Below are 20,937 nucleotides of genomic sequence, written 5' to 3'. Positions count from 1 at the left end.
CGGCGCACCCGATGAGCTCGACGAACTGGACGCGCTACGGCTACGCGATCCTGGGTCATCTGCTGCTGCTCGTCGCCTGGCAGGCCACGGTCGTCATCGGCAAGGTGCCGAGCTTCGTGCTGCCGAGCCCGGCCGCCACGCTGGCCGCCCTGATCGAACCGAACTATCGCTGGACCGAGAACGTGCTGGCGACGGCCAGCGAGATCTTCGGCGGCTATCTCATCGCCGTCGTGGCTGCGCTTCTGCTGGCGATGCTGTTCTCCTGGTTCCGGCATCTCGAGATGCTGCTGATGCCGGTTCTGGTCAGCCTCAACATGATCCCCAAGGTGGCCCTGGGGCCGCTGATCATCGTCTGGTTCAAGTACGGCATCGGGCCGAACATCCTGATCACCTTCTCGATCTGCTTCTTTCCCATCGTGCTCACGACGTCGCGCGGCCTGCGGGAGGTCGAGCCCGAGCTGCTCGACCTGGTGCGATCGCTCAAGGGCTCGCGCTGGCAGGCCTTCAGCAAGATCCAGCTTCCCAACGCGCTGCCCTATGTCTTCTCGGGCATGAAGGTCGGCGCGGTGCTTGCCGTCGCGGGCGCCGTCGTCGGCGAGTTCCTCGGCTCCGACCGCGGCCTCGGCTATCTGATGATGCAGGTGCAGGTCAATCTCGACACGGCGGCGATGTTCATGGCGCTGCTGCTGATCACCCTGCTCGGTGTCGTGCTCTACGGGCTGGTGCTGCTGCTGGAGTACCTGGTGGTGCCGCGCGATGCCCGACTTGCCTGAGCCCAACTTGCCTGAGCGCGAGCTGTTCATCCGGCTCGCCAACGTCCGCAAGAGCTATCGCGGCCGCGGGCGCGAGCAGGTCGCGGTATCCGACGTCACCTTCGATGTCGGCGCCGGCGAGCTGGTCACGCTGGTCGGCCCCTCGGGCTGCGGCAAGACCACGATCCTGCGCATCCTGGCGGGCCTGCAGGACGCGACCGGCGGCACCGTGAGCATCGGCAATGCCACGGTCCCGTTCGATGCGGGGCGCGATGTCGGCATGGTCTTCCAGCAGGCCCTGCTGCTCAAATGGCGCCGCATCCTGGACAACGTGATGCTGCCGGCCGAGATCCTCGGCCTGCCGGTGGCGGCGAGCCGGACGCGCGCGCGCGAGCTGCTGGCGCTGGTCGGGCTCGCCGGCTACGAGGACAAGTACCCCTACGAGCTGTCGGGCGGCATGCAGCAGCGCGCCGCGATCGCCCGGGCGCTGGTGCACGATCCCAAGCTGCTGCTGATGGACGAGCCGTTCGGCGCCCTCGATGCGCTGACGCGCGACCGGCTGAACCTGGAGCTGCTGCGCATCTGGCGCGAGAGCGGCAAGACCATCGTCTTCATCACCCACGACATCGCCGAGGCGGTGTTCCTCGGCAGCCGCACGATCGTGCTGACCGCCGGGCCGGCCCGCATGGCCGAGAACATCCCGATCGACCTGCCGGCCGAGCGCGGGCTCGACATCCGCACCCACGAGACCTTCGGCGCCTACACCCGCCGCATCTACGGCCTGCTCGGCCTCGGTGCCGCAACGCCGCCCAAGCGGCAGCCGTCAGTCTAAGGCAGGACGCGCTTCATCCAGGTCGCCGTGGCCTGCGCGTCCTGGCCATCGCTGGCCTCGAGCTTTTCGATCACGCGCTGCCGGTCTTCGAGATCGCGGTTCTGGCTGAGCTTGATCTTGGTCTGGGTGCGCACGATCGGCATCCGGAAGGCGACGATGCCGCGCGTCTGGGCCTCGGCATTGCCCGGCGGCAGGCGGTCGAGGTTCCACGACGATGGATCCGCGCCCTCGTAGGCCGTCGAAAGCTTCGTCAGCACGTCGAGCACGGCTGGCGTTTCCTCGATGACTTGCGGCCGGCCGTAGGCGTGGACCGTGACGTAGTTCCAGGTCGGCACCTTCGGTCCGGGTGCGTACCAGGTCGGCGAGACATAGGCATGCGGGCCCCAGAACAGCGCCAGCGAGTCCGCCGGCCGCTCGAACAGCTTCCAGTGCGGGTTGGCGCGTGCCATGTGGCCGATCAGCGAACCATGCTCGCTGCCATCGTCCTGCCAGAGCAGCGACAGGTGGGTGGCGAAGGGCGCATCGGCCTCGTCGGTCGTCATCAGCAGCGCCCAGCTATGGGCCTGCATGACCTCCCGGCCAATCGATTCATCGCCTGCGAAATGCTTCGGAAGATACATGGCTTGGATTCCTTGAACGGCGCGGGCTTACCATGGTCCAATACCCGCCACACAGGGAGGATTATTCATGGGCGAAGATATCCGTCTTAAGTCTGCCGCCGGCGAAATCGGCGCGTACCTGGCCACCCCGTCGGGCACGCCGAAGGGCGGCATCGTGGTCATCCAGGAGATTTTCGGCGTCAACCACCACATCAAGGCGGTGACCGACAAGTTCGCCGCCGAAGGCTACCTGGCTCTCGCGCCGCGCTTCTTCGACCATATCAAGCCCGGTATCGAGCTCGGCTATACGCCGGACACCGTCGCCGAGGGCCGCGGCTACGTCATGACGCCAGGCTTCACCGACAAGGCCGTGCAGGATGTCGACGCCGCCATCGCCGAGCTGAAGAAGCGCGGCGTGACGAAGGTTGCGGTCACCGGCTTCTGCTGGGGCGGCACCATCACCTGGCTGGCGGCCACGCGCCTCAAGCCCGACGCCGCCATCGCCTATTACGGCGGCGGCATCCACGGCGCCAAGGACGAGAAGCCGACGGTGCCGACGATGATGCATTTCGGCGACAAGGACATGCACATCCCGATGACGCACGTGAACGAGCTGCGCCAGCTCCATCCGAACGTGCCGATCTACGACTATCCCGCCGACCACGGCTTCCACTGCGACGAGCGCGGCAGCTACGACGCGGCGGCCTCCCAGCAGGCCTATGCCCGCACGCTCGAATTCATGGCCAAACACGTCGGCTGACGCACGACGCCTTTCCAACCACCATTGTCATCCCGAGCGCAGCGAGGGACCTTTCCCGGCATCGCCAAGGGTCCTTCGCTGCGCGCGGGATGACAGGATTTTCGTTCCAAGATGCCCGCCAAACGTCCCGCCAAGAAATCATTCACCCCCGATGCGCGCGGTCCCCTGAACGGGGTCCGCGTCGTCGACCTGTCCCGACTCGTTGCCGGCAACGTGCTGACCCTGCAGCTCGCCGACTTCGGCGCCGAGGTCATCAAGATCGAGCCGCCCGAGGGCGACACCTTGCGCTCCTGGCGGGTGAAGGGCGTCGAGACGGCGTGGAAGGTTTATAGCCGCAACAAGAAGAGCGTCGCCCTCGACTTGCGTTCCGATGCCGGCCGCACCATCGTGCGCGAGCTCACGAAGACCGCCGCCATCCTGGTCGAGAGTTTCCGGCCGGGCGTTATGGAAGACATGGGCCTGTCGCCCACCGAGCTGCACGCCATCAATCCGAAGCTGGTGATCGTGCGCATCTCCGGCTGGGGCCAGGACGGGCGCTATCGTCACAAGCCGGGCTTCGGCACGCTGATCGAGGGTTACAGTGGCTTCGCCTCGATGAACGGCTTCGCCGACCGCGAGCCGGTGCTGCCGCCGATGTACCTGGCCGACTGCATGGCCGCCCTCAACGGCTACGGCGCCGTGATGGTGGCGCTGCGCGAGGTCGAGATGAACGGCGGCAACGGCCAGGTCCTCGACCTGCCATTGTTCGATCCGCTCTTCTCGATGCTGGGTCCGCAGGCGGCCAACCACAAGCTGACCGGCGACGTGAAGGTCCGCACCGGCAGCCGCTCGACCAATGCGGCGCCGCGCAACGTCTATCAGACCAGGGACGGGAGCTGGGTCTGCCTCTCGGCCTCGACGCAGGGCATGGCGATGCGCGTGCTGGCCAAGATCGGCCGGCCGGAGCTGATGGAAGATCCACGCTTCTCGACCAACATCGAGCGGGTGCGCAACGGGGTCGAGCTCGACCAGATCATCGGCGAGTTCATCGGCGCCCGCGATCTCGACGAGAACCTGCGCTATTTCGACGAGGCTGGCGTCACCATCGGCCCGGTCTACGACATCTCGCAGATCGTGCAGGACGACTATGTGCTGGAGCGCGAATCGCTGATCGAGATCGACGATGCGGACATGGGCGAGATTCCGACCCATCCCGTGGTGCCGCGTATGTCCGGCACGCCCGGCGCGCTGAAGAGCGCCGCGCCCAAGGTCGGCGAACACAACGAAGCGCTGCTGAAGCCGATGCTGGGCGACGCCGAATACGACAAGCTCTGCGCGTCGGGTGCGATCTCGGACGGGAAGAGCGGGGGAAAGAAGAAGTGAACCGCCCCGTTCCGCCCGTCTGGCGCTCGATCCTCTACGTCCCGGGCAACGTCCCGAAGTTCATCGACAGAGCGCACGAACGCGGCGCCGATTGCGTGCTGGTCGATCTCGAGGACAGCGTGCAGCCGGCGCAGAAGCCCGAGGCAAGGGCGATGCTGCCGGAGACCATGAAGAAGGTGACACGCGGCGGCGCCGACGTCGCGGTGCGCATCAACCGGCCGCTGCGGCTGGCGATCCCCGACATCGAGGCGGCGGTGCGTCCCGGCCTGTCGGCCCTGTTCGTCACCAAGACCGAGGGCGTGCAGCATCTGCGCCTGCTCGACGAGGTGGTGAGCGAGCTGGAGCGCGAGCGCGGCATGACGGTGGGCGGCATCGGCTTCGCCGCCATGATCGAGCATCCGCGGGCGCTTGCCGAACTGAACGACATCGCCGAGCGCGGGCCGAGGGTCGTCGCCATGATGCTGGGTGGCGAGGATTTCGCGCTGGAGACCGGTTCGGTGCCGACCGACGAGACGCTCGAACTGCCCAAGCGCATGGTGTCCTTCGCGGCGCAGGCGCATGGCCTGTCGATGATCGGCATCCTGGGAACGGTCGCCGACTATTCCGATCCCGCCGCCTACAGGAAGAGCGCCGAGCGGGCGCGGCTCTTCGGCTTCTCCGGCGGCACCTGCATCCATCCCGGCCTGGTGGCCACGCTGAACGAGGCTTTCACGCCGACGGAAGACGACGTCGCCTATGCGAGGAAGCTGATCGCGGCCGACGAAAAAGCCGCGGCTGAGGGCCGCGGCTCGTTCTCGGTGGATGGCAAGATGATCGACATCCCGGTGATCGATCGCGCCCGCCGGCTGATCCAGCGATACGAAGCGATCGGGAAGAGGATCAGACCGTCATAGGAGCGCGCCACTGGAGTGGCGCGCTCCCTTGATCAGTGCTTGTCGGCCCACACCATGCGCTTCACGGCGTACATCATGCCCGCGAGAGCGATCAGGAACAGGATGACCCGGACGCCGGTGCGCTTGCGGTCTTCCATGTGCGGCTCGGACGCCCAGGCCAGGAACTCGACGACGTCGGAGGCTTCCTGGTCGAGCGTGGCCTTGGTGCCGTCGGCGTAGGTCACCTTGTCGTCGCTGAGCGGCGGCGCCATGGCGATCTTGTGGCCCGGGAAGTACTTGTTGAAGTTGTCGTCCTTCTTGACGTCGAACTCCTTGATCTGCTCCGGCGTCAGCTTGTCGTAGGGCACGTAGCCCGTGAGGATGCCGTAGATGTAGTCTGGGCCTTCCTCGCGCGCCTTGACGATGACGCTGAGGTCGGGCGGCGCCTTGCCGTTGTTGGCGGCGGCGGCAGCGGCCTCGTTCGGGAACGGCTTTTTGAAGCGATCCGAGGGACGGGCCGGGCGATCGACCGGCGCGCCATCGTCGTTGAGATCGGGGACGGAGATGTCCTTGATCAGGCCCTTCACCTGGTTCTCGGTCAGACCGAGCTCGGTCAGGTTGCGGTAGGACATCAGCGACAGCGAATGACAGGCCGCGCAGACTTCCTGGTAGACCTGGAAGCCGCGCTGGGCTGCGGCGCGGTCATAGGTGCCGAACGGGCCCTGGAAGTGCCAGTGCTTGTGCGGCGGATGTTGTTCCGTGCCGGCCGCGATGGCGACCGCGCCGGTGGCGAAGGCAGCGAGCGCGATGGCGCCAGAGACCAGGAGAGTGCGGGCGAACGGCTTGCGCATGACTCTTAAACCGCCTTCTTCTTGAGCACCGAGTCGGCGATGCTGGGAGGCAATGGCAATGGCCGTTCGATCTTGCCCAGGATCGGCAGCAGAACGAGGAAGTGCGCGAAGTAGTAGAGGGTCGCGAGCTGCGACAGCGGCAGCAGCGGGATGTGGACAAGCCACAGGTCCAAAACTGCATCGGGCGATTTCGCGCCGCAGTAACCCAGGAAGATCACGTCAACGACCAATACCATCATGAACCATTTGTAGATCGGCCGGAACGTGCACGACCGGACGCGCGAGGTGTCGAGCCACGGCAGGATGAACAGCACCGCGATGGCGCCGAACATCGCCAGCACGCCGCCCAGCTTGTCGGGGATGGCGCGCAGGATCGCGTAGAACGGCAGGAAGTACCATTCAGGCACGATGTGCGGCGGCGTCACCAGCGGGTTGGCCGGAATATAGTTGTCGGCATGGCCCATATAGTCGGGCGCGAAGAAGACGAACGCGGCGTAGACGATCAGGAAGCAGACGACGCCGAAGCCGTCCTTCATCGTGTAGTACGGATGGAACGGGACGGTGTCCTGCGGGCCCTTCGGGTCGATGCCGGTCGGGTTGTTCGAGCCGTGGATGTGAAGTGCCACCACGTGCAGCGCCACGACGGCCACGATGACGAACGGCAGCAGGTAGTGCAGCGCGAAGAAGCGGTTGAGCGTCGGGTTGTCGACGGCGAAGCCGCCCCACAGCCAGGTGACGATCGATTCACCGACGATCGGGATCGCCGAGAACAGGTTGGTGATGACGGTGGCGCCCCAGAAGCTCATCTGGCCCCACGGCAGCACGTAGCCCATGAAGGCGGTGGCCATCATCAGCAGGAAGATGACGACGCCCAGGATCCACAGCAGTTCGCGCGGCGCCTTGTAGGAGCCGTAGTACATGCCGCGGAAGATGTGGATGTAGACGGCGATGAAGAAGAACGAGGCGCCGTTCATGTGCAGGTCGCGGATCAGCCAGCCCTGCGGCACGTCGCGGTCGATGCGCTCGACCGAGTCGAAGGCCATCAGCACATGCGGCGTGTAGTTGGTCGCGAGCACGATGCCGGTGGCGATCATGAGGACCAGCATCACCGTGGCGATCGCGCCGAAGTTCCAGAAATAGTTGAAATTCCGCGGCGTCGGGAAGGTGTGATATTCCTTCTCGATATACGAGAAAATCGGCAGGCGGTAATCGATCCAGGCGATCACCTTGTTATTGAAGACCGGCGGCGTGCCGTGTGACGAGGCCATTCTGGAACTCCAGCGAGATCTGAGGCGGACGACCTGGGTCGATCAGCCGATGCGAACGAGCGAGTCGGAAGTGAACAGGTAGTCCGGAATCACGAGATTCTTCGGCGCCGGTCCTTTGCGGATGCGGCCCGACGTGTCGTAGCTCGAGCCGTGGCAGGGGCAGAACCAGCCGCCGAACTCGCCCTTCGGGTCGCCCGGCTTGTTGCCGAGCGGCACGCAGCCCAGATGGGTGCAGATACCGATCATGATCAGCCATTCCGGCCGGACCTTCTTGGCGGTGTCGGTGACACGCGCATTGTCGGTCTGGGGATCCGGGAGCTGCGCCATCGGCACGGCCTCGGCTTCCTTGATCTCGGTCTCGGTGCGGTGACGGATGAAGATCGGCTTGCCGCGCCACTTCACGGTGACCGCCTGGCCGACCGCGATCGGCGTCACGTTCACCTCGATGGTCGACAGAGCCAGCGTATCCGCGGCGGGATTGAGGTTATTGATGAAGGGCCACGCGACGGCCGCGGCACCAACGGCGCCAAGAGCGCCCGTCGCGACCATGAGGAAGTCGCGCCGTGTCGGTTCGCTGTGCCCGTGGGCCGAAGTGCTTGAAGCAGCCATGATTACTCTCTTCCGTCCCCCCGAGGAGATGGCGGGTATATAGCCGGGAAAGCCCCTTTTGTTTCAAGGCTCTGTTGGTCGCAGGGCCGATGCGCGGCATTCTGTGACGGCGTGCCGCAGAAGAGACATTCCGCGCCGCGGACTGGAAATTGAGAGAGTTCATGCGTCTGGCCCTGTTCGAGCCCGATATTCCTCAGAATCTGGGAGCTTTTATCCGCCTGTCGGCCTGACTGGGCGTCCCGCTGGACGTCATCGAGCCCTGCGGCTTCCCGGTGGACGACAAACGGATCCGCCGGGCGGCCATGGACTATTACGACCTGGCCACTCTGGTCCGGCACGCCTCATGGGCGGCTTTTTGCCGGGACAGGCCGCCGGGACGGCTGGTTCTGCTGACCACGACCGGCGCCGAACGCCTGCCGGAGGCGGCTTTCCGGCCCGACGACATCCTGCTGATGGGCCGGGAAAGCGCCGGGGTGCCGCCCGAGGTTCACGCGGCGGCCGACCTTCGGGTCCGCATTCCCCTGCAGGCGGGGGCGAGGTCGCTCAATGTCGCCCTGGCGGGCGCGATGGTATTGAGCGAGGCCCTTCGCCAGACCTCGGGATTCGAAAGACTCGCATGACCGCCAAGTCCACCCGCACCGCCACCGGCCCCAACGGCCCCTCGCCGCTGCCCGATGAGGCGACGATCATCCGTCAGAAGGAAGAGGCCGCGACCTGGTTCGCCGGCCTGCGCGACCGCATCTGCGACGAGTTCGAGCGGATCGAGGACGAGCTGACGGGCACGCATCGCGACCGAGCGCCCGGCCGCTTCGAGCGCAAGGTCTGGGAGCGCGAGAAGGGTCCGAATGGCGAGGATCGCGGCGGCGGGACCATGTCGCTGATGCGCGGCCGCGTGTTCGAGAAGGTGGGCGTCAACATCTCGACCGTGTTCGGCGAGTTCAGCCCCGAGTTCCGCGGCCAGATTCCCGGCGCCGCGCAGGACCCGCGCTTTTTCGCGGCCGGCATCTCCCTCGTCGCGCACATGCAGTCGCCCAGGGTGCCGGCGGTGCACATGAACACGCGCTACATCGTGACGACACGCAGCTGGTTCGGCGGCGGCGCCGATCTCACGCCGATGGTGCCGCACGAGCCGGACACGCGTGATTTCCACGCCGCGCTCCGCGCGACCTGCGATGCGCACGATCCCGCTTGCCATTCCAACTTCAAGGAATGGTGCGACGAGTACTTCTTCCTGCCGCATCGTAGCGAACCGCGCGGCGTCGGCGGCATCTTCTACGACTATCTCGACAGCGGCGACCATGCGCGCGACTTCGCCTTCACGCGCGCCGTCGGCGAGACCTTTCTCGACATCTATCCGAAGCTGGTGCGTCGTCACATGAACGAGCCGTGGACCGAGGCCGAGCGCGCCCACCAACTCACGCGCCGCGGCCGTTACGTCGAGTTCAACCTGCTGCACGATCGCGGCACGCGGTTCGGTTTGATGACCGGCGGCAATGTCGAAGCGATCCTGATGTCGCTGCCGCCGGAAGTGCACTGGCCGTAAACACAAACCGTCGTCTCGACCGAAGCGCCGAAGGCGCGAAGCGGAGAGACCTTCTTTCCACCAAAAGCCATCAAATTGTGGAGAGAAGGTCTCTCCGCTACGCCTCGCTGCGCGAGGCTTCGGTCGAGACGACGGAGTTTTTTTACCGCGACGGCCAATTCCACATCGGGCGTTCCTCGCCCTCGGCGACCGTCTCGCCGAGTTCCTTCGCGAGCGTGATGCGCCGTCCGCCGGCTTTCGTCAGCGCTGATACGAGGCGTTCCGCATGAGACACCACGATGACCTGCGATCGCTTCGCCGCACCCGCGATGAGACGCGCGAGCGGGGCCAGCAGGTCGGGATGCAGGCTGGTCTCGGGCTCGTTCAGGATCATCAGCGACGGCGGGCGCGGCGACAGAAGCGCCGCCACCAGCAGCAGGTAGCGCAACGTTCCGTCGGACAGCTCCGTGGCCTTCAGCGGCCGCAGCAGGCCGTGCTGCAGCATCTCGACCTCGAAATAGCCGTCGCTCACCGCGACATCGACCGAGCCGCCGGGAAAGGCATCGGCGACGGCGGCGTCGAGCTCGCCCTCGATGCCGATCTCCTGGATCGTCGCGAGGGCCGCCGCGAGATCGGCGCCATCGCCCGCGAGCACGGGCGTGCGCGTGCCGACCTGGCGGCGACGCGCCGGCGCCTCGCTGTCGGTGCGGAAGTGATCGTAGAAGCGCCAGTCGCGTAGCTGCTCGCGCAACGACAGGAGTTCGGCACCATCCTCGGGATTGGCGCAATGGGTCAGCATGCTGTCGAACGGCTGGAGATGCGTATAGGCCTGCCGACGCTGGCCTTTGCGGTCGCGCAAGGTGACCGAGGGACCGAGTCGTTCCGCGAAGGCGTTGGCGCGCTGCAGGACCAAGCCAGTCCACAGCGATTCGGTCTTGATCACCGGGTCGCGGCCGAACAGACCACCCGGGATCGGCAGGCCGAGATCGATTGCATAGCCGTAGGAGTCCGAGGAGAAGCCCAGCTTCAAGCTGATCGGTCCCTTGCGCACCGTGCCCTGCACCGCCTGCTCGCCGCGTTTCATGCCGCGCGAGAACTGCTCGGGTCCCGCCCACAGCACGGAGGAGATGCCGCCTTCGATGGCCAACGACTGGATGATCCGGCCCTGCGCGACATCGGCCAGCAGCCGCAACGCGCGGTAGAGACTCGACTTGCCGCTGCCGTTGGCGCCCGTCACGACGGTCAGCGGCTCGACCTCGAGCCGCACGTCGCGCAGCGAGCGATAGCCCGAGATGCAGAGCCGCGAGACGATGCTCATCCTGGACTCATCGACGCTTAGCCAGCGCCCAACCCGCCAGCAGCGGCGCCGCGAACAGCACGAGCACCAGCAGCGGATAGGGTGCGCCCCACCAGATGCCGAACCGGTCGAGGAACGCCTCGGCACCCTCCTCGTAGGTCACGCGCGCATAGAGGAAATCGATCAGCACCGTCGAGGTCGGCCACAGCAGCGCCGCCAGCAACGCCGCTTCGAACCAGTTGCGACCCGTCGTGCGGCCTGCGTGGAAGATCGCCATCATCGCGACATAGGGTATCGGCACCAGCGCCTTGTACCATTCGACCGCCCGCACCGAGAGCGTCGACGCGATCCAGGTGTCGCCCACGAAATCGTTCAGGACGACGAGGACGGCAATCGCCAGCCAGAGCGAAAAGGTGACGGCGGGACGGATCATGGCGACATCTGCGCAAGCCGCTCGAGTTCGGCGAGGCAGGCGGTCCGGTCGGCCGTGAAGTCGCCGTCGATCCACCAGCGTTCGACCGCCTCGATCAACGCGCCGACCTTCGGTCCCGGCTTGAGGCCGAGCTTCAGCGCATCGCCGCCGCTCACCGGCAGTTCCGGCGGCGTCCAGGTGCGCGCCATCGCCAGCGCCCCGCGCCAGTCACCGGGGGCATCGACCGCGAGCAGCAGACGGTCGGCGTAGAGATTGCCGCCCAGCGCATAGATCTGCACGCGCCACGCCTTCGCCCCGCCCGCCACGTCGATGACGGGATCGGCGGCCAACATGACTTCGAGCCGCAGCGACTCCTGGGTCGAAAGCTTCAGCCGCTTGCCGATCACCGTGGCATCGGCATCGGCCGACAGGATGGACGCGAGGCGGCGTATCGCGTCGGGCCTGTCCTCGCGCGCGATCAATGCCCGCAGTCGCTTCGTGCCGTCGCATTCGGGCAGCCAGTGATCGAGGATGGCGGCTTCGTGCATGGCGCCGACCGTGTCGGCCGGTGCGGGCGCTTCGAGCAGGCGCAGGAATTCCTTGCGCACGCGTTCGCCGGAGAGGCCGCGCAGGCTGCCGGCATTGCGCCGGCAGGCCGCGAAGCCCACCGCATCGAACGGCGCGCGGCCGTACCAGGCATGGAAGCGGAAGAAGCGCAGGATGCGCAGACGGTCCTCGGCGATGCGCTGGTCGGGATCGCCGATGAAGCGCACGCGCGCTTGGGCAAGATCGGCGCGGCCGTCGAACGGGTCGTAGAGCGTGCCGTCGAGATCGGCGTAGAGCGCGTTGAAGGTGAAGTCGCGCCGGCTCGCATCCTCCAGCCAGTCGTCGGTAAAGGCCACGACCGCGTGCCGACCATCCGTCTCGACGTCGCGGCGCAGGGTCGTGAGTTCGTAGGGCGCTCCGGCAATGACCGCCGTCACTGTCCCGTGCTTCAGCCCCGTCGGCACCACCTTGATGCGGGCCGCCTTGAGGGCGAGCATCACCGTCTCCGGTGGCTTGTCGACGGCAAGGTCGGGTTCGTTCGTCAGCGTCACGCCGCGCACGGCATCGCGCACCCAGCCGCCGACGAAGCGCGCGGCGATGCCGGCGCGGCCCAGCGCATCGAACAGGGTATGGACCGCCGTGTCGTCCGACCACGGCGCCGTCTCCAGACAACCAACAGGCTTCATGATGCGAAGAGCCCGCCGTAACCCTGGTTCTGGGTGAAGAACATGACGATGAAGCCCGCGATGGCACAGGCGAAGCCGGCAATGCCGAGCCAGGTCATGGGCATGTCCTGCCACTCCGGCAAGGTGCCGGAGAGCTTGCGCTCCTGCTTGATCTTCACCGCCCACGCCCAGAGGAAGAAGGCGCAGAACGGCGCCAGCACCAGGGCGAGGATCAAGAGAACGACGCGCATGAAGGCTCCGGGCCTGCGTCAGCCGCCGGCGGTCAGGATGAAATGCAGGTTCTTCAGCATACCCGCCGTGGCGCCCCAGATGTAGCGTTCGCCGTACGGCATCGCATAGTAGCGTCGCTCGCGGCCCTGCCAGACCCTGCTGTCGATGCGATGATTGCGTTCGTCGAGGAAATGATCGAGCGGCACCTCGAAGACGTCGGCGACCTCGCGCGGGTCTGCACGCGGCGTGAATCCCGGCCTGATGATGCCGACGATCGGCGTGATCTCGTAGCCCGTGCCCGTCCGGTATTGGTCGACCGGCCCGATGACGTCGATGAAATCGCGGGTAAGACCCACTTCTTCCTCGGTTTCGCGCAACGCCGTCGCCGTGGCGTCGATATCCTCGGCTTGCCGGCGGCCGCCGGGAAAGGCGATCTGCCCGGCATGGCTCGGCATGTCCTCGGTGCGCTGGGTCAGCAGCACGGTAATCCCGGGCTCGCGCCGCACGAGCGGCACCAGCACGGAGGCTGCACGCCACGTCTCCGGCATCGGCACGACACCGCTCAGGGAGAAGTCGCTGCCGATCGGTGGCTGGGCGACGGGCAATCCTGATGCCAAACGCCTGCTACGCTCACTGATCCGCCGCACAATTTCGTCAACCGTCATGCCCTTGTTCCGGCCTCAATTCTGGGCTTCCCTCAATCATATTTCCATTCGACGACAGGAGCGCCCTGGTGGCCCCCGATACATCGACTGCTACCGACGCCGACGCCCAGGCCGCCCTCGCCGACATCGAGAGGCTGGGTGGACAACTGCGCGCCGCCCGCACCTCCATCGGCAAGGTCATTTATGGCCAGCAGGACGTCATCGATCAAACGCTGATCGCCCTTCTCTCGGGCGGCCACCTTCTTCTGATCGGCGTTCCGGGTCTCGCCAAGACCAAGTTGGTCGACACGCTGGGTGTCGTGCTCGGCATGGAAGCCAAGCGCATCCAGTTCACGCCCGACCTGATGCCGGCCGACATCCTGGGCTCGGAAGTGCTCGAGGAGAGCGACGGCGGCCGCCGCTCCTTCCGCTTTCTTCAGGGTCCGGTCTTCGCGCAGCTCCTGATGGCCGACGAAATCAACCGCGCCAGCCCGCGCACCCAGTCCGCCCTGCTGCAGTCGATGCAGGAGCGGCACGTGACGGTGGCCGGCAAGCGCTACGACCTGCCGGCGCCCTTCCATGTGCTGGCGACCCAGAACCCGCTGGAACAGGAAGGCACCTATCCGCTGCCCGAAGCCCAGCTCGACCGCTTCCTGCTGCAGGTCGATGTCGGCTATCCCGATGAGGAAGCCGAGCGCCAGATCATGATCGGCACCACCGGCGCCGACCAGGCCGTCGCCACGCAGGCGCTGTCGCCGGGCGACCTGATGGCCGCCCAGTCGCTGGTCCGTCGGATGCCGATCGGCGAGAGCGTGGTCGATGCCATCCTGAAGCTGGTGCGCGCGGGCCGGCCCGAGCACACCGACCTCGACATCGTGCGCCAGAGGGTCGCCTGGGGCCCCGGCCCCCGCGCCAGCCAGGCCTTCATGCTGGCCTGCCGCGCCCGCGCGATCATCCAGGGCCGCCTCGCCCCGTCGGTCGACGACGTCGTGGCGCTCGCGGGTCCGATCCTGCGCCATCGTATGGCCGTCAACTTCTCTGCCCGCGCCGAAGGCGTAACCGTCGAGTCCGTCATAGCCCAGATGTGCGCCCGCCTCGGGTAATCGTCTGGCCTGGGCCTTGCACTTCTGGAATTCATGGCTTCGCCTTCAACCCTTCATCGGTCCCTGGAACTTGCCGGAACGCTGCCCGCCCTGATGGTGGCGGCGGATCGCGTTGCCGCGACCGTCATCCAGGGCGTGCATGGCCGTCGCCGCGTCGGCCAGGGTGACGCCTTCTGGCAGTACCGGCCGTTTCGCGATGGCGACAGCGCGAGCCAGATCGACTGGCGCCAGAGTGCGCGCAGCCGCAACCTGTTCGTGCGCGAGACCGAATGGGAAGCCGCCGCCAGCATCTGGCTGTGGCGCGACGCGTCGCCCTCGATGCAGTACGCCTCGCTGAAGAACATCGACACCAAGGCCGTTCGCGGCGAGCTGATCACGCTCGCGGTGGCGAGCCTGCTGGCCGATGCCGGCGAGCGGGTTTCCGTCCTGGGCGGCGGCATGCGGCCGACCTCCGGTCGCGTTGCCGTGCGCCGCGTCGCCGAGACCCTGTTCGACGAAAGCCGCGACACGACCCGCACGCCCGCCAGCCTGCCGCCGATGGTGCCGCTGCCGGCGCATGGCTCGGTCGTGCTCGTCTCCGACTGGCTCGATCCGCTGGAAAAGATCGAGGAGATCATCCGCTACTACGCCAGCGTCGGCGTGCGCGGTCATCTCGTGCAGATCCTCGATCCCGCCGAAGAAGAGCTGCCGTTCGACGGCCATGTGAAGTTCGAGGGCCTCGAAGCCGAGGGCCAGCACACGATCCGCCGGGTCGAGGCCGTGCGTGCCGCCTATGGCGCCCGCCTCACCGCGCAGAAGGAAGGGCTGCAGCGCCTGACGCGCCCGGCCAACTGGACGGTGCATCTGCATCGCACCGACCGCTCGCCCCAGACCGTGCTCCTGTCGCTTTACCTCGCCATGGCCGACATGGGTCGGCTGAACCTGGCCTGACCGCATGCTCAGTCTCGGCGCTTTCGCCTTCGCTGCCCCCGGCATGCTGGCCCTGCTGGTGGCCCTGCCGGCGATCTATTTCCTGCTGCGGCTGATCCCGCCGCTGCCCAAGCTCGTGCGCTTCCCGGCGATCCGCCTGCTGGTCGGGCTGGAGCCCGCCGAACAGACGCCGATGAAGATGCCGTGGTGGCTGCTGCTGCTGCGCCTCCTGCTGGCGACGGCGCTGATCCTGGCCGTGGCGCGCCCGCTGCTGAACCCGCAGGCCGAGCTGCCGGGTCGTGGTCCGCTCCTTCTGGTGATGGACGATGGCTGGTCGAGCGCGCCGGGCTGGGCCACGCGCACCGCCCATGCCGAACGCCTGATCCAGCGCGCCGAGCGCGCCAACCGCCCGGTCGTTCTGGTGGGCACCGCCCCCGCGCCGCTCGATGCGCCCGCCGTGCGTCGCGGCGCCATGCGGCCCGACGAGGCGCGTACGCTGCTGCGCGCTTTCCGGCCCAAGCCCTGGCCGACCGATCGCGCCGCCGCGACGACCGCCATCGACCAGATGCAGATCGATCCCGGCGCCTATGCCGTATGGCTGAGCGACGGTCTCGAGGACGAGGGCGCGACGCGCCTCGCCGAGCGCCTGCGCCGCTTCGACGGTTTGCAGGTGCTGTTGCCCGATCAAGCCACCACGCCACTGCTGCTTCTGCCGCCGGCCGCCGAAGGCCGCGACCTCAAGGTGCGGGCGCAGCGCGCCGTCGCCGACGGGCCGCGCAAGGCGGCCGTCCAGGCCTCCGACGAACAGGGCCGCGTGGTGGCCCGCATGGACCTCGACTTTGCCGCGACCGCGACGCAGGGCGAAGGCGTGCTGGCCGTGCCGCCCGAGCTGCGCAACCGCATGGCCCGCCTCGACATCGAGGCCCAAGGCGGCGCCGGCAGCGCGATCCTGCTCGACGAGCGCCATCGCCGCCGTCCCGTCGCCATCCTGGGCGAGCGCGCCACCGCGGGTAACCAGCCGCTGCTGCAGGAGATCTACTTCCTCGAACGCGCGCTCGATCCCTATGTGAGCCTGAGCATCGGCGATCGCGAATCGGTACTGACGCGCAATACCGCCGTGCTGCTGATTCCGGACGGCTCCACCCCGTCGGCCAACGACCGCGAGGAGATCGCCAAGTGGATCGAGCGCGGCGGCGTTGCCGTGCGCTTCGCCGGCCCGAATCTCGCGGCTGGCGCCGACAATCTGGTGCCGACACCGCTGCGCCTTGGTGATCGCGCTTTGGGCGGCATCATGAGCTGGGGCCAGCCCAGTTCGCTGGCCGAATTCCCGCCCAACAGCCCGTTCCTCGGCATTCCGATCCCGAAGGACGTGCGCATTTCCCAGCAGGTGCTGGCCGAGCCGACGCCCGACCTCGCCGACAAGACCTGGGCCCGCCTCGCCGACGGCACGCCGCTGGTCACCGCCGAGAAGCGCGGCCAGGGCTATCTCGTGCTGATCCACACCACCGCGAACACCGGCTGGAGCAACATGTCGCTGTCGGGCCTGTTCGTGAACATGCTGCAACGCCTGGTCACCCTCTCGCGCGGCGTCGCGGGCGACGGCGTCAACAAGGCCCTGAAGCCGTGGCGCACGCTCGACGGGTTCGGCCGCCTCGGCGCGCCGCCGGCGGGCATCCAGATACTGCCGGCCGATGCCGGCGAGACGTTCCAGCCCAAGCCCTCCTCGCCGCCGGGCCTCTATGGCGACGAGAACGCGCAGGTCGCCTTCAACATCGGCGGCCGCATTCCCGCGCCGAAGCCGCTGGCGCTGCCAAGCGGCGTCTCGACCGACAAGCTCTCCGAAGGCGGCGAGACCGATCTCTCGAAGTGGTTCCTGCTGGCTGCCCTCGTGCTGCTGCTGGCCGACCTGCTGATCTCGCTGTGGCTGCGCGGCCTGTTGCCGAAGGCCGTCCGGTTCGGCCGCGCCGCACCGGCCGCTTTGCTCCTCGCCGCTCTCGTCTTCACCGGCTCGCCCGACGTTCAGGCACAGCAGCCTGCCCCGCCCCAGCGTCCGGGCACCGCGGCGACGCAGCCGGCGGCCAAGCCTGGTCCGCCGCCGCTCACCGACGAGCAGGCGCTCAAGGGCTCGCTCGACATTCGGCTGGCCTACATCATCACGGGCGACAAGGAAGTCGACGATATCAGCAAGGCCGGCCTCGAAGGATTGAGCGAGATCCTGCGCAGCCGCACTTCGGTCGAGCCCGCCGATCCGGTCGGCCTCGATCTCGAACGCGACGAGCCGCGCCTCTATCCGCTGATCTACTGGCCGGTGACCTCGACCCAGCCGGCTCTGTCGCCGCGCGCGCAGGCAGCCCTCGACCGCTACCTGCGGACGGGCGGCATCATCTTCATCGACACGCGCGACCAGCAGATGAGCTTCGACCGCCCCGCCGGCGGCAATCCCGACCTCAAGCGCCTGCTGGCCGGCGTCGAGACGCCGCCCCTGGTCGCCATGCCGCCGGACCATGTGCTGAGCCGGGCGTTCTATCTTCTCTCCGACATGCCGGGCCGCTGGCAGGGCGGAAAGCTCTGGATCGAATCGGGCGGCGGACGCGTCAATGACGGCGTCACCACGGTCCTGATCGGTTCCAACGACTATGCCGGCGCCTGGGCGACCGATCCGCGCGGGCGCGGCCTGATGCCGGTGACGCCGGGCGGCGAGACGCAGCGCGAGATGTCCTACCGCTTCGGCGTCAACCTCGTGATGCATGCGCTGACGGGCAACTACAAGGATGACCAGGTTCACCTGCCGGACATCATGCAAAGGTTGAGGCGATGAACATGACATCGGCCGTCTCGGTCGCCTTCGATCCGCTGCTGCCGTGGACGGTGCTGGCCGTGCTGGGCGCGATCGGCCTCGTGCTGGTGCTGCTCGGCCTGCGTGCCGGCGCGCGCGGCACGATCTGGCGTCTGGGCTCGCTCGTCGTCGTGCTGGCGGCGCTGGCCAATCCGTCCCTGATCGAGGAGCAGCGCAAGCCCATCGCCGACGTGGCGCTGGTCGTGGTCGACGACAGCGATTCCATGGCGATCGGCGAGCGGCGCCAGCAGGTCCAGGCCGCGCGCGAATCGCTGAAGCGCAAGCTCGGCCAGCAGGAAGGCCTCGAGGTCCGCGAGGTCGTGCTGCCGCCGTCGCAGATCCAGCTCGGCAGCGAGCGGCCGGGCGGCACGCGCCTGATCGATACGATGCGCTCGGCGCTGATCGAGATTCCACAGGAGCGGCTCGCCGGCGTGGTGCTGCTGAGCGACGGCCAGGTCCACGACGTGCCGGCCGGCGTGCCGCCGGAACTGGGCGGCGCACCGGTTCATGCGCTGATCGCCGGCAAGAAGAACGAGCGCGACCGGCTGATCGTGCTGGAACAGTCGCCGCGCTTCGGCGTGGTCGGCCGCGAAGTGACGGCCAAGTTCAAGATCGAGGATCCCGCAGGCGGCACCGCGCCGGTGACCCTGTCGGTCGGCGGTGAGGTCGTGAAGCGCATCGACGTGCCGGTCGGCCGCTCGGTCGAGCTGCCGATCACCGTCGGCAATCCCGGCGCCAACGTCGTCGAGCTGGAAGTCGGTCCGGGTACCAGCGAGCTCACGCTCGACAACAACCGCGCCCTCTTCACCATCAACGGCGTGCGCGACCGTCTGCGCGTGCTGCTGGTCTCCGGCGAGCCCTACCAGGGCGAGCGGGCGTGGCGGAACCTGCTGAAGAGCGACCCGGCGGTCGATCTCGTGCACTTCACCATCCTGCGCACGCCGCAGAAGGACGATTTCACGCCGGTCCGCGAACTCTCGCTGATCGTCTTCCCGATGCGCGAGCTGTTCGAGCAGAAGCTGAAGGAATTCGACCTGATCATCTTCGACCGCTACGAGTCGGGGAACCTGATCACGCGCGATTACTTCCGCAACATCTCCGAATATGTGAAGGGCGGCGGCGCGCTGCTCGTCTCGGTGGGGCCGGTGTTCGCGACCCAGCGCTCGCTCTATCGCACGCCGCTCGGCGCCATCCTGCCGGCCGCGCCGACCGGCGACGTGGTCGAGACCGGCTTCAAGCCCAAGGTCACCGAGATCGGCCAGCGTCACCCGGTCACCGCGAACCTGCCGCAGGCCGGCGATCCCAACAAGGAACCGGAGTGGGGCCGCTGGTTCCGCCTGATCACCTCGCGCACCGAGCGCGGCAATGCCGTGCTGGCCGGTGCCGACGAAAAGCCTCTGGTCGTCCTCGACCGCGTCGGCGAGGGCCGCGTGGCGCAGCTGTTGTCCGATCACCTGTGGCTGTGGAACCGCGGCATCGACGGCGGCGGCCCGCAGCCTGAACTCGTTCGCCGGGTCGCCCACTGGCTGATGAAGGAGCCCGACCTCGAGGAAGAGGCGCTGCGCGCCACGGCCGTCGGCGGCCGCATCGAGATCACCCGCCGCACGCTCGCCGCCACCTTCCCGCAGGTCACCATGACCTCGCCCGGCGGCGCCACGCGCACGCTGGACCTGCGCCAGACCGCGCCCGGCCTCGGCCTCGCGGTGGTCGATGTCGACAAGCCCGGCCTCTACCGCTTCGACGACGGCACCCTGCGCACCGTCGCCGCGGTCGGCAGCCCCGACCCGCTGGAATTCTCCGACGTGCGCGCGACCGACGCGAAGCTGAAGCCGCTGGTCGAAGCAACCGGCGGCGGCCTGATGTGGATCGCCGACCAGTCCGAGCCCGACATCCGCACCGTCCGCCCCGGCCGCGCCGCCGGCGGCTCCGACTGGATCGGCCTGCGCCGCAACGAGGGCTACACTGTCGCCGGCATCAACCAGCTCCCGCTGCTACCTGGCATCCTGGTGGCGCTCGCCTTCCTGATGGCCATCGCCAGCGCCTGGTGGCGTGAAGGCCGCTGACGAGAGCAGCCTGTCGCGAGCATCACACGCAGGTCGTCACGCGTTGGTGCCGCCGTCGACCGTGAGGCTCGCGCCGGTGATATAGTCCGCCTCGGGACCGGCCACGAACGCCACCATCGCTGCGATGTCCTCGACCTTGCCGTAGCGCTTCAGCGCGGTGTTGGCGATCTGCGGTGCCGCCCAGTCGCCGGCCGCGGGATTGAGATCGGTGTCGATGGGACCCGGCTGGACGGTGTTGACGGTAATGCGTCGGGAACCGACCTCGCGCGACAGTCCCTGGGTGAACATCTTCACGGCGCCCTTGGTGGCGGCATAGGCCGCGAGGCCCGGCGTCATCATCCGCTCGCCGACGCAGGAGCCGATGGTGATGATGCGGCCGCCCTCCTGCATCTGCCGTAGCGCCGCGTGGGTAGCGATGAGCACGCCGCGCAGGTTGAGGTCGATCACCCGGTCCATCTCGTCCAGCGTGGTCTCCTCGAACGGCTTGGGAATGGCGGTGCCGGCATTGTTCACCAGGACATCGAGCCGGCCGAAGGTCGCGACGGTCTTTGCGACCGCAGCCGTGACCGCCTCTGCATCGGTGGCGTCAGCCTGGATGGCGACAGCCTTCCCGCCGGCGCGTTCGATGTCGCTGACCACCTTGGCGGCCGCCTCGGCGCCCTTGCTGTAGGTGATCGCGACATGGGCACCGTCGGCTGCCAGCCGTTTGGCGATCGCGGCGCCGATTCCGCGCGACGCACCGGTGACCAAGGCGGCTTTCCCTGAGAGCATGGCCATGAGGAACGTCCTTTCGTGTTGAGCGAT

At 67.7% G+C, this 20,937-nt stretch carries 20 protein-coding genes and 1 pseudogene; 11 read left to right on the top strand and 10 right to left on the bottom strand.

From position 1 onward, the window contains the following. The first annotated feature begins 11 nt into the window (after nucleotides 1-11). On the top strand, nucleotides 12-773 hold the full coding sequence (locus AC1ROX_RS02235) for an ABC transporter permease (protein ID WP_493121944.1): 762 nt from the start codon (nucleotides 12-14) through the stop codon (nucleotides 771-773). After that, a complete protein-coding gene (locus AC1ROX_RS02230; RefSeq protein WP_493121942.1) occupies nucleotides 757-1,584 on the top strand; it encodes an ABC transporter ATP-binding protein in 828 nt (275 codons plus the stop codon). The genes AC1ROX_RS02235 and AC1ROX_RS02230 overlap by 17 nt, the downstream gene beginning before the upstream one ends. Here the strand turns inward: AC1ROX_RS02230 and AC1ROX_RS02225 are convergent. After that, a complete protein-coding gene (locus AC1ROX_RS02225) occupies nucleotides 1,581-2,204 on the bottom strand; it encodes an FMN-binding negative transcriptional regulator (RefSeq protein ID WP_493121940.1) in 624 nt (207 codons plus the stop codon). The genes AC1ROX_RS02230 and AC1ROX_RS02225 overlap by 4 nt on opposite strands. 67 nt (nucleotides 2,205-2,271) lie before the next feature. Between AC1ROX_RS02225 and AC1ROX_RS02220 the strand changes: the two genes are divergently transcribed. From AC1ROX_RS02220 to AC1ROX_RS02210, 3 genes are all read left to right on the top strand, one after another. Next, on the top strand, nucleotides 2,272-2,943 hold the full coding sequence (locus AC1ROX_RS02220) for a dienelactone hydrolase family protein (RefSeq protein WP_493121938.1): 672 nt from the start codon (nucleotides 2,272-2,274) through the stop codon (nucleotides 2,941-2,943). A gap of 111 nt (nucleotides 2,944-3,054) precedes the next feature. Next, nucleotides 3,055-4,305: a CaiB/BaiF CoA transferase family protein gene (locus AC1ROX_RS02215; RefSeq protein ID WP_493121936.1), complete on the top strand. Its 1,251-nt coding sequence runs from the start codon at nucleotides 3,055-3,057 to the stop codon at nucleotides 4,303-4,305. Continuing rightward, the gene (locus AC1ROX_RS02210; protein ID WP_493121934.1) at nucleotides 4,302-5,198 is read left to right on the top strand and encodes an HpcH/HpaI aldolase/citrate lyase family protein; all 897 of its coding nucleotides are present in this window, start codon (nucleotides 4,302-4,304) and stop codon (nucleotides 5,196-5,198) included. The genes AC1ROX_RS02215 and AC1ROX_RS02210 overlap by 4 nt, the downstream gene beginning before the upstream one ends. Nucleotides 5,199-5,230: 32 nt before the next feature. On the opposite strand, the gene AC1ROX_RS02205 is transcribed toward AC1ROX_RS02210, so the two are convergent. From AC1ROX_RS02205 to petA, 3 genes are read right to left on the bottom strand one after another with little or no spacing between them, the layout of a single operon-like run. After that, nucleotides 5,231-6,028: a cytochrome c1 gene (locus tag AC1ROX_RS02205; protein WP_493121932.1), complete on the bottom strand. Its 798-nt coding sequence runs from the start codon at nucleotides 6,026-6,028 to the stop codon at nucleotides 5,231-5,233. A gap of 5 nt (nucleotides 6,029-6,033) precedes the next feature. Next, nucleotides 6,034-7,296 (bottom strand): cytochrome b, encoded by a 1,263-nt coding sequence (locus tag AC1ROX_RS02200; RefSeq protein WP_493121930.1) that lies wholly within the window; start codon nucleotides 7,294-7,296, stop codon nucleotides 6,034-6,036. Nucleotides 7,297-7,338: 42 nt separating this feature from the next. Further along, nucleotides 7,339-7,905: a ubiquinol-cytochrome c reductase iron-sulfur subunit gene (gene petA, locus AC1ROX_RS02195; RefSeq protein WP_493121928.1), complete on the bottom strand. Its 567-nt coding sequence runs from the start codon at nucleotides 7,903-7,905 to the stop codon at nucleotides 7,339-7,341. Nucleotides 7,906-8,066: 161 nt separating this feature from the next. On the opposite strand from petA, the pseudogene AC1ROX_RS02190 reads away from it, so the two are divergent. Both AC1ROX_RS02190 and hemF read left to right on the top strand, forming a co-directional pair. Continuing rightward, nucleotides 8,067-8,525, top strand: a pseudogene (locus AC1ROX_RS02190) (tRNA (cytidine(34)-2'-O)-methyltransferase). Then, on the top strand, nucleotides 8,522-9,448 hold the full coding sequence (gene hemF, locus AC1ROX_RS02185) for an oxygen-dependent coproporphyrinogen oxidase (RefSeq protein ID WP_493121926.1): 927 nt from the start codon (nucleotides 8,522-8,524) through the stop codon (nucleotides 9,446-9,448). Before AC1ROX_RS02190 ends, hemF begins: the two are co-directional and overlap by 4 nt. A gap of 142 nt (nucleotides 9,449-9,590) precedes the next feature. On the opposite strand, the gene AC1ROX_RS02180 is transcribed toward hemF, so the two are convergent. The 5 genes from AC1ROX_RS02180 to AC1ROX_RS02160 are packed head-to-tail and all read right to left on the bottom strand — an operon-like array spanning nucleotide 9,591 to nucleotide 13,195. Then, complete coding sequence (locus tag AC1ROX_RS02180; RefSeq protein WP_493122513.1) at nucleotides 9,591-10,739, bottom strand: AAA family ATPase; 1,149 nt, start codon at nucleotides 10,737-10,739, stop codon at nucleotides 9,591-9,593. A gap of 13 nt (nucleotides 10,740-10,752) precedes the next feature. Beyond that, nucleotides 10,753-11,157 (bottom strand): hypothetical protein, encoded by a 405-nt coding sequence (locus AC1ROX_RS02175; RefSeq protein ID WP_493121924.1) that lies wholly within the window; start codon nucleotides 11,155-11,157, stop codon nucleotides 10,753-10,755. Further along, nucleotides 11,154-12,368: a CCA tRNA nucleotidyltransferase gene (locus tag AC1ROX_RS02170; RefSeq protein WP_493121923.1), complete on the bottom strand. Its 1,215-nt coding sequence runs from the start codon at nucleotides 12,366-12,368 to the stop codon at nucleotides 11,154-11,156. Before AC1ROX_RS02170 ends, AC1ROX_RS02175 begins: the two co-directional genes overlap by 4 nt. Further along, a complete protein-coding gene (locus AC1ROX_RS02165; RefSeq protein WP_493121921.1) occupies nucleotides 12,365-12,598 on the bottom strand; it encodes a hypothetical protein in 234 nt (77 codons plus the stop codon). Before AC1ROX_RS02165 ends, AC1ROX_RS02170 begins: the two co-directional genes overlap by 4 nt. 18 nt (nucleotides 12,599-12,616) lie before the next feature. Further along, nucleotides 12,617-13,195 (bottom strand): CoA pyrophosphatase, encoded by a 579-nt coding sequence (locus tag AC1ROX_RS02160; protein WP_493121919.1) that lies wholly within the window; start codon nucleotides 13,193-13,195, stop codon nucleotides 12,617-12,619. Nucleotides 13,196-13,311: 116 nt separating this feature from the next. Between AC1ROX_RS02160 and AC1ROX_RS02155 the strand changes: the two genes are divergently transcribed. From AC1ROX_RS02155 to AC1ROX_RS02140, 4 genes are read left to right on the top strand one after another with little or no spacing between them, the layout of a single operon-like run. Continuing rightward, nucleotides 13,312-14,325 (top strand): AAA family ATPase, encoded by a 1,014-nt coding sequence (locus AC1ROX_RS02155; RefSeq protein WP_493121917.1) that lies wholly within the window; start codon nucleotides 13,312-13,314, stop codon nucleotides 14,323-14,325. A 33-nt stretch (nucleotides 14,326-14,358) separates the two neighbouring features. Next, on the top strand, nucleotides 14,359-15,255 hold the full coding sequence (locus tag AC1ROX_RS02150) for a DUF58 domain-containing protein (RefSeq protein WP_493121915.1): 897 nt from the start codon (nucleotides 14,359-14,361) through the stop codon (nucleotides 15,253-15,255). Between the two features lie 4 nt (nucleotides 15,256-15,259). Continuing rightward, nucleotides 15,260-18,052, top strand: a complete 2,793-nt coding sequence (locus AC1ROX_RS02145) for a DUF4159 domain-containing protein (RefSeq protein WP_493121913.1) — start codon at nucleotides 15,260-15,262, stop codon at nucleotides 18,050-18,052. Between the two features lie 2 nt (nucleotides 18,053-18,054). Further along, nucleotides 18,055-20,133 (top strand): hypothetical protein, encoded by a 2,079-nt coding sequence (locus AC1ROX_RS02140; RefSeq protein WP_493121911.1) that lies wholly within the window; start codon nucleotides 18,055-18,057, stop codon nucleotides 20,131-20,133. Between the two features lie 36 nt (nucleotides 20,134-20,169). Here AC1ROX_RS02140 and AC1ROX_RS02135 read toward each other — a convergent pair whose 3' ends face one another. Then, nucleotides 20,170-20,910 carry a 3-oxoacyl-ACP reductase family protein gene (locus tag AC1ROX_RS02135; RefSeq protein WP_493121910.1) on the bottom strand — a complete coding sequence of 247 codons (741 nt, stop codon included), beginning with the start codon at nucleotides 20,908-20,910 and terminating at the stop codon, nucleotides 20,170-20,172. Between the last annotated feature and the right edge of the window lie 27 nt (nucleotides 20,911-20,937).

The organism is Reyranella sp. GW821-FHT14A01, from assembly GCF_058803965.1.
Note: the sequence above shows the minus strand (reverse complement) of the source record. Positions and strands in the feature narration are given on the sequence as shown.

Coding starts and splice junctions, on each gene's coding strand:
- AC1ROX_RS02235 (WP_493121944.1), top strand. CDS start 12: ATGAGCTCGACGAACTGGACGCGCTACGGCTACGCGATCCTGGGTCAT.
- AC1ROX_RS02230 (WP_493121942.1), top strand. CDS start 757: ATGCCCGACTTGCCTGAGCCCAACTTGCCTGAGCGCGAGCTGTTCATC.
- AC1ROX_RS02225 (WP_493121940.1), bottom strand. CDS start 2,204: ATGTATCTTCCGAAGCATTTCGCAGGCGATGAATCGATTGGCCGGGAG.
- AC1ROX_RS02220 (WP_493121938.1), top strand. CDS start 2,272: ATGGGCGAAGATATCCGTCTTAAGTCTGCCGCCGGCGAAATCGGCGCG.
- AC1ROX_RS02215 (WP_493121936.1), top strand. CDS start 3,055: ATGCCCGCCAAACGTCCCGCCAAGAAATCATTCACCCCCGATGCGCGC.
- AC1ROX_RS02205 (WP_493121932.1), bottom strand. CDS start 6,028: ATGCGCAAGCCGTTCGCCCGCACTCTCCTGGTCTCTGGCGCCATCGCG.
- AC1ROX_RS02200 (WP_493121930.1), bottom strand. CDS start 7,296: ATGGCCTCGTCACACGGCACGCCGCCGGTCTTCAATAACAAGGTGATC.
- petA (WP_493121928.1), bottom strand. CDS start 7,905: ATGGCTGCTTCAAGCACTTCGGCCCACGGGCACAGCGAACCGACACGG.
- hemF (WP_493121926.1), top strand. CDS start 8,522: ATGACCGCCAAGTCCACCCGCACCGCCACCGGCCCCAACGGCCCCTCG.
- AC1ROX_RS02175 (WP_493121924.1), bottom strand. CDS start 11,157: ATGATCCGTCCCGCCGTCACCTTTTCGCTCTGGCTGGCGATTGCCGTC.
- AC1ROX_RS02170 (WP_493121923.1), bottom strand. CDS start 12,368: ATGAAGCCTGTTGGTTGTCTGGAGACGGCGCCGTGGTCGGACGACACG.
- AC1ROX_RS02165 (WP_493121921.1), bottom strand. CDS start 12,598: ATGCGCGTCGTTCTCTTGATCCTCGCCCTGGTGCTGGCGCCGTTCTGC.
- AC1ROX_RS02150 (WP_493121915.1), top strand. CDS start 14,359: ATGGCTTCGCCTTCAACCCTTCATCGGTCCCTGGAACTTGCCGGAACG.
- AC1ROX_RS02145 (WP_493121913.1), top strand. CDS start 15,260: ATGCTCAGTCTCGGCGCTTTCGCCTTCGCTGCCCCCGGCATGCTGGCC.
- AC1ROX_RS02140 (WP_493121911.1), top strand. CDS start 18,055: ATGACATCGGCCGTCTCGGTCGCCTTCGATCCGCTGCTGCCGTGGACG.
- AC1ROX_RS02135 (WP_493121910.1), bottom strand. CDS start 20,910: ATGGCCATGCTCTCAGGGAAAGCCGCCTTGGTCACCGGTGCGTCGCGC.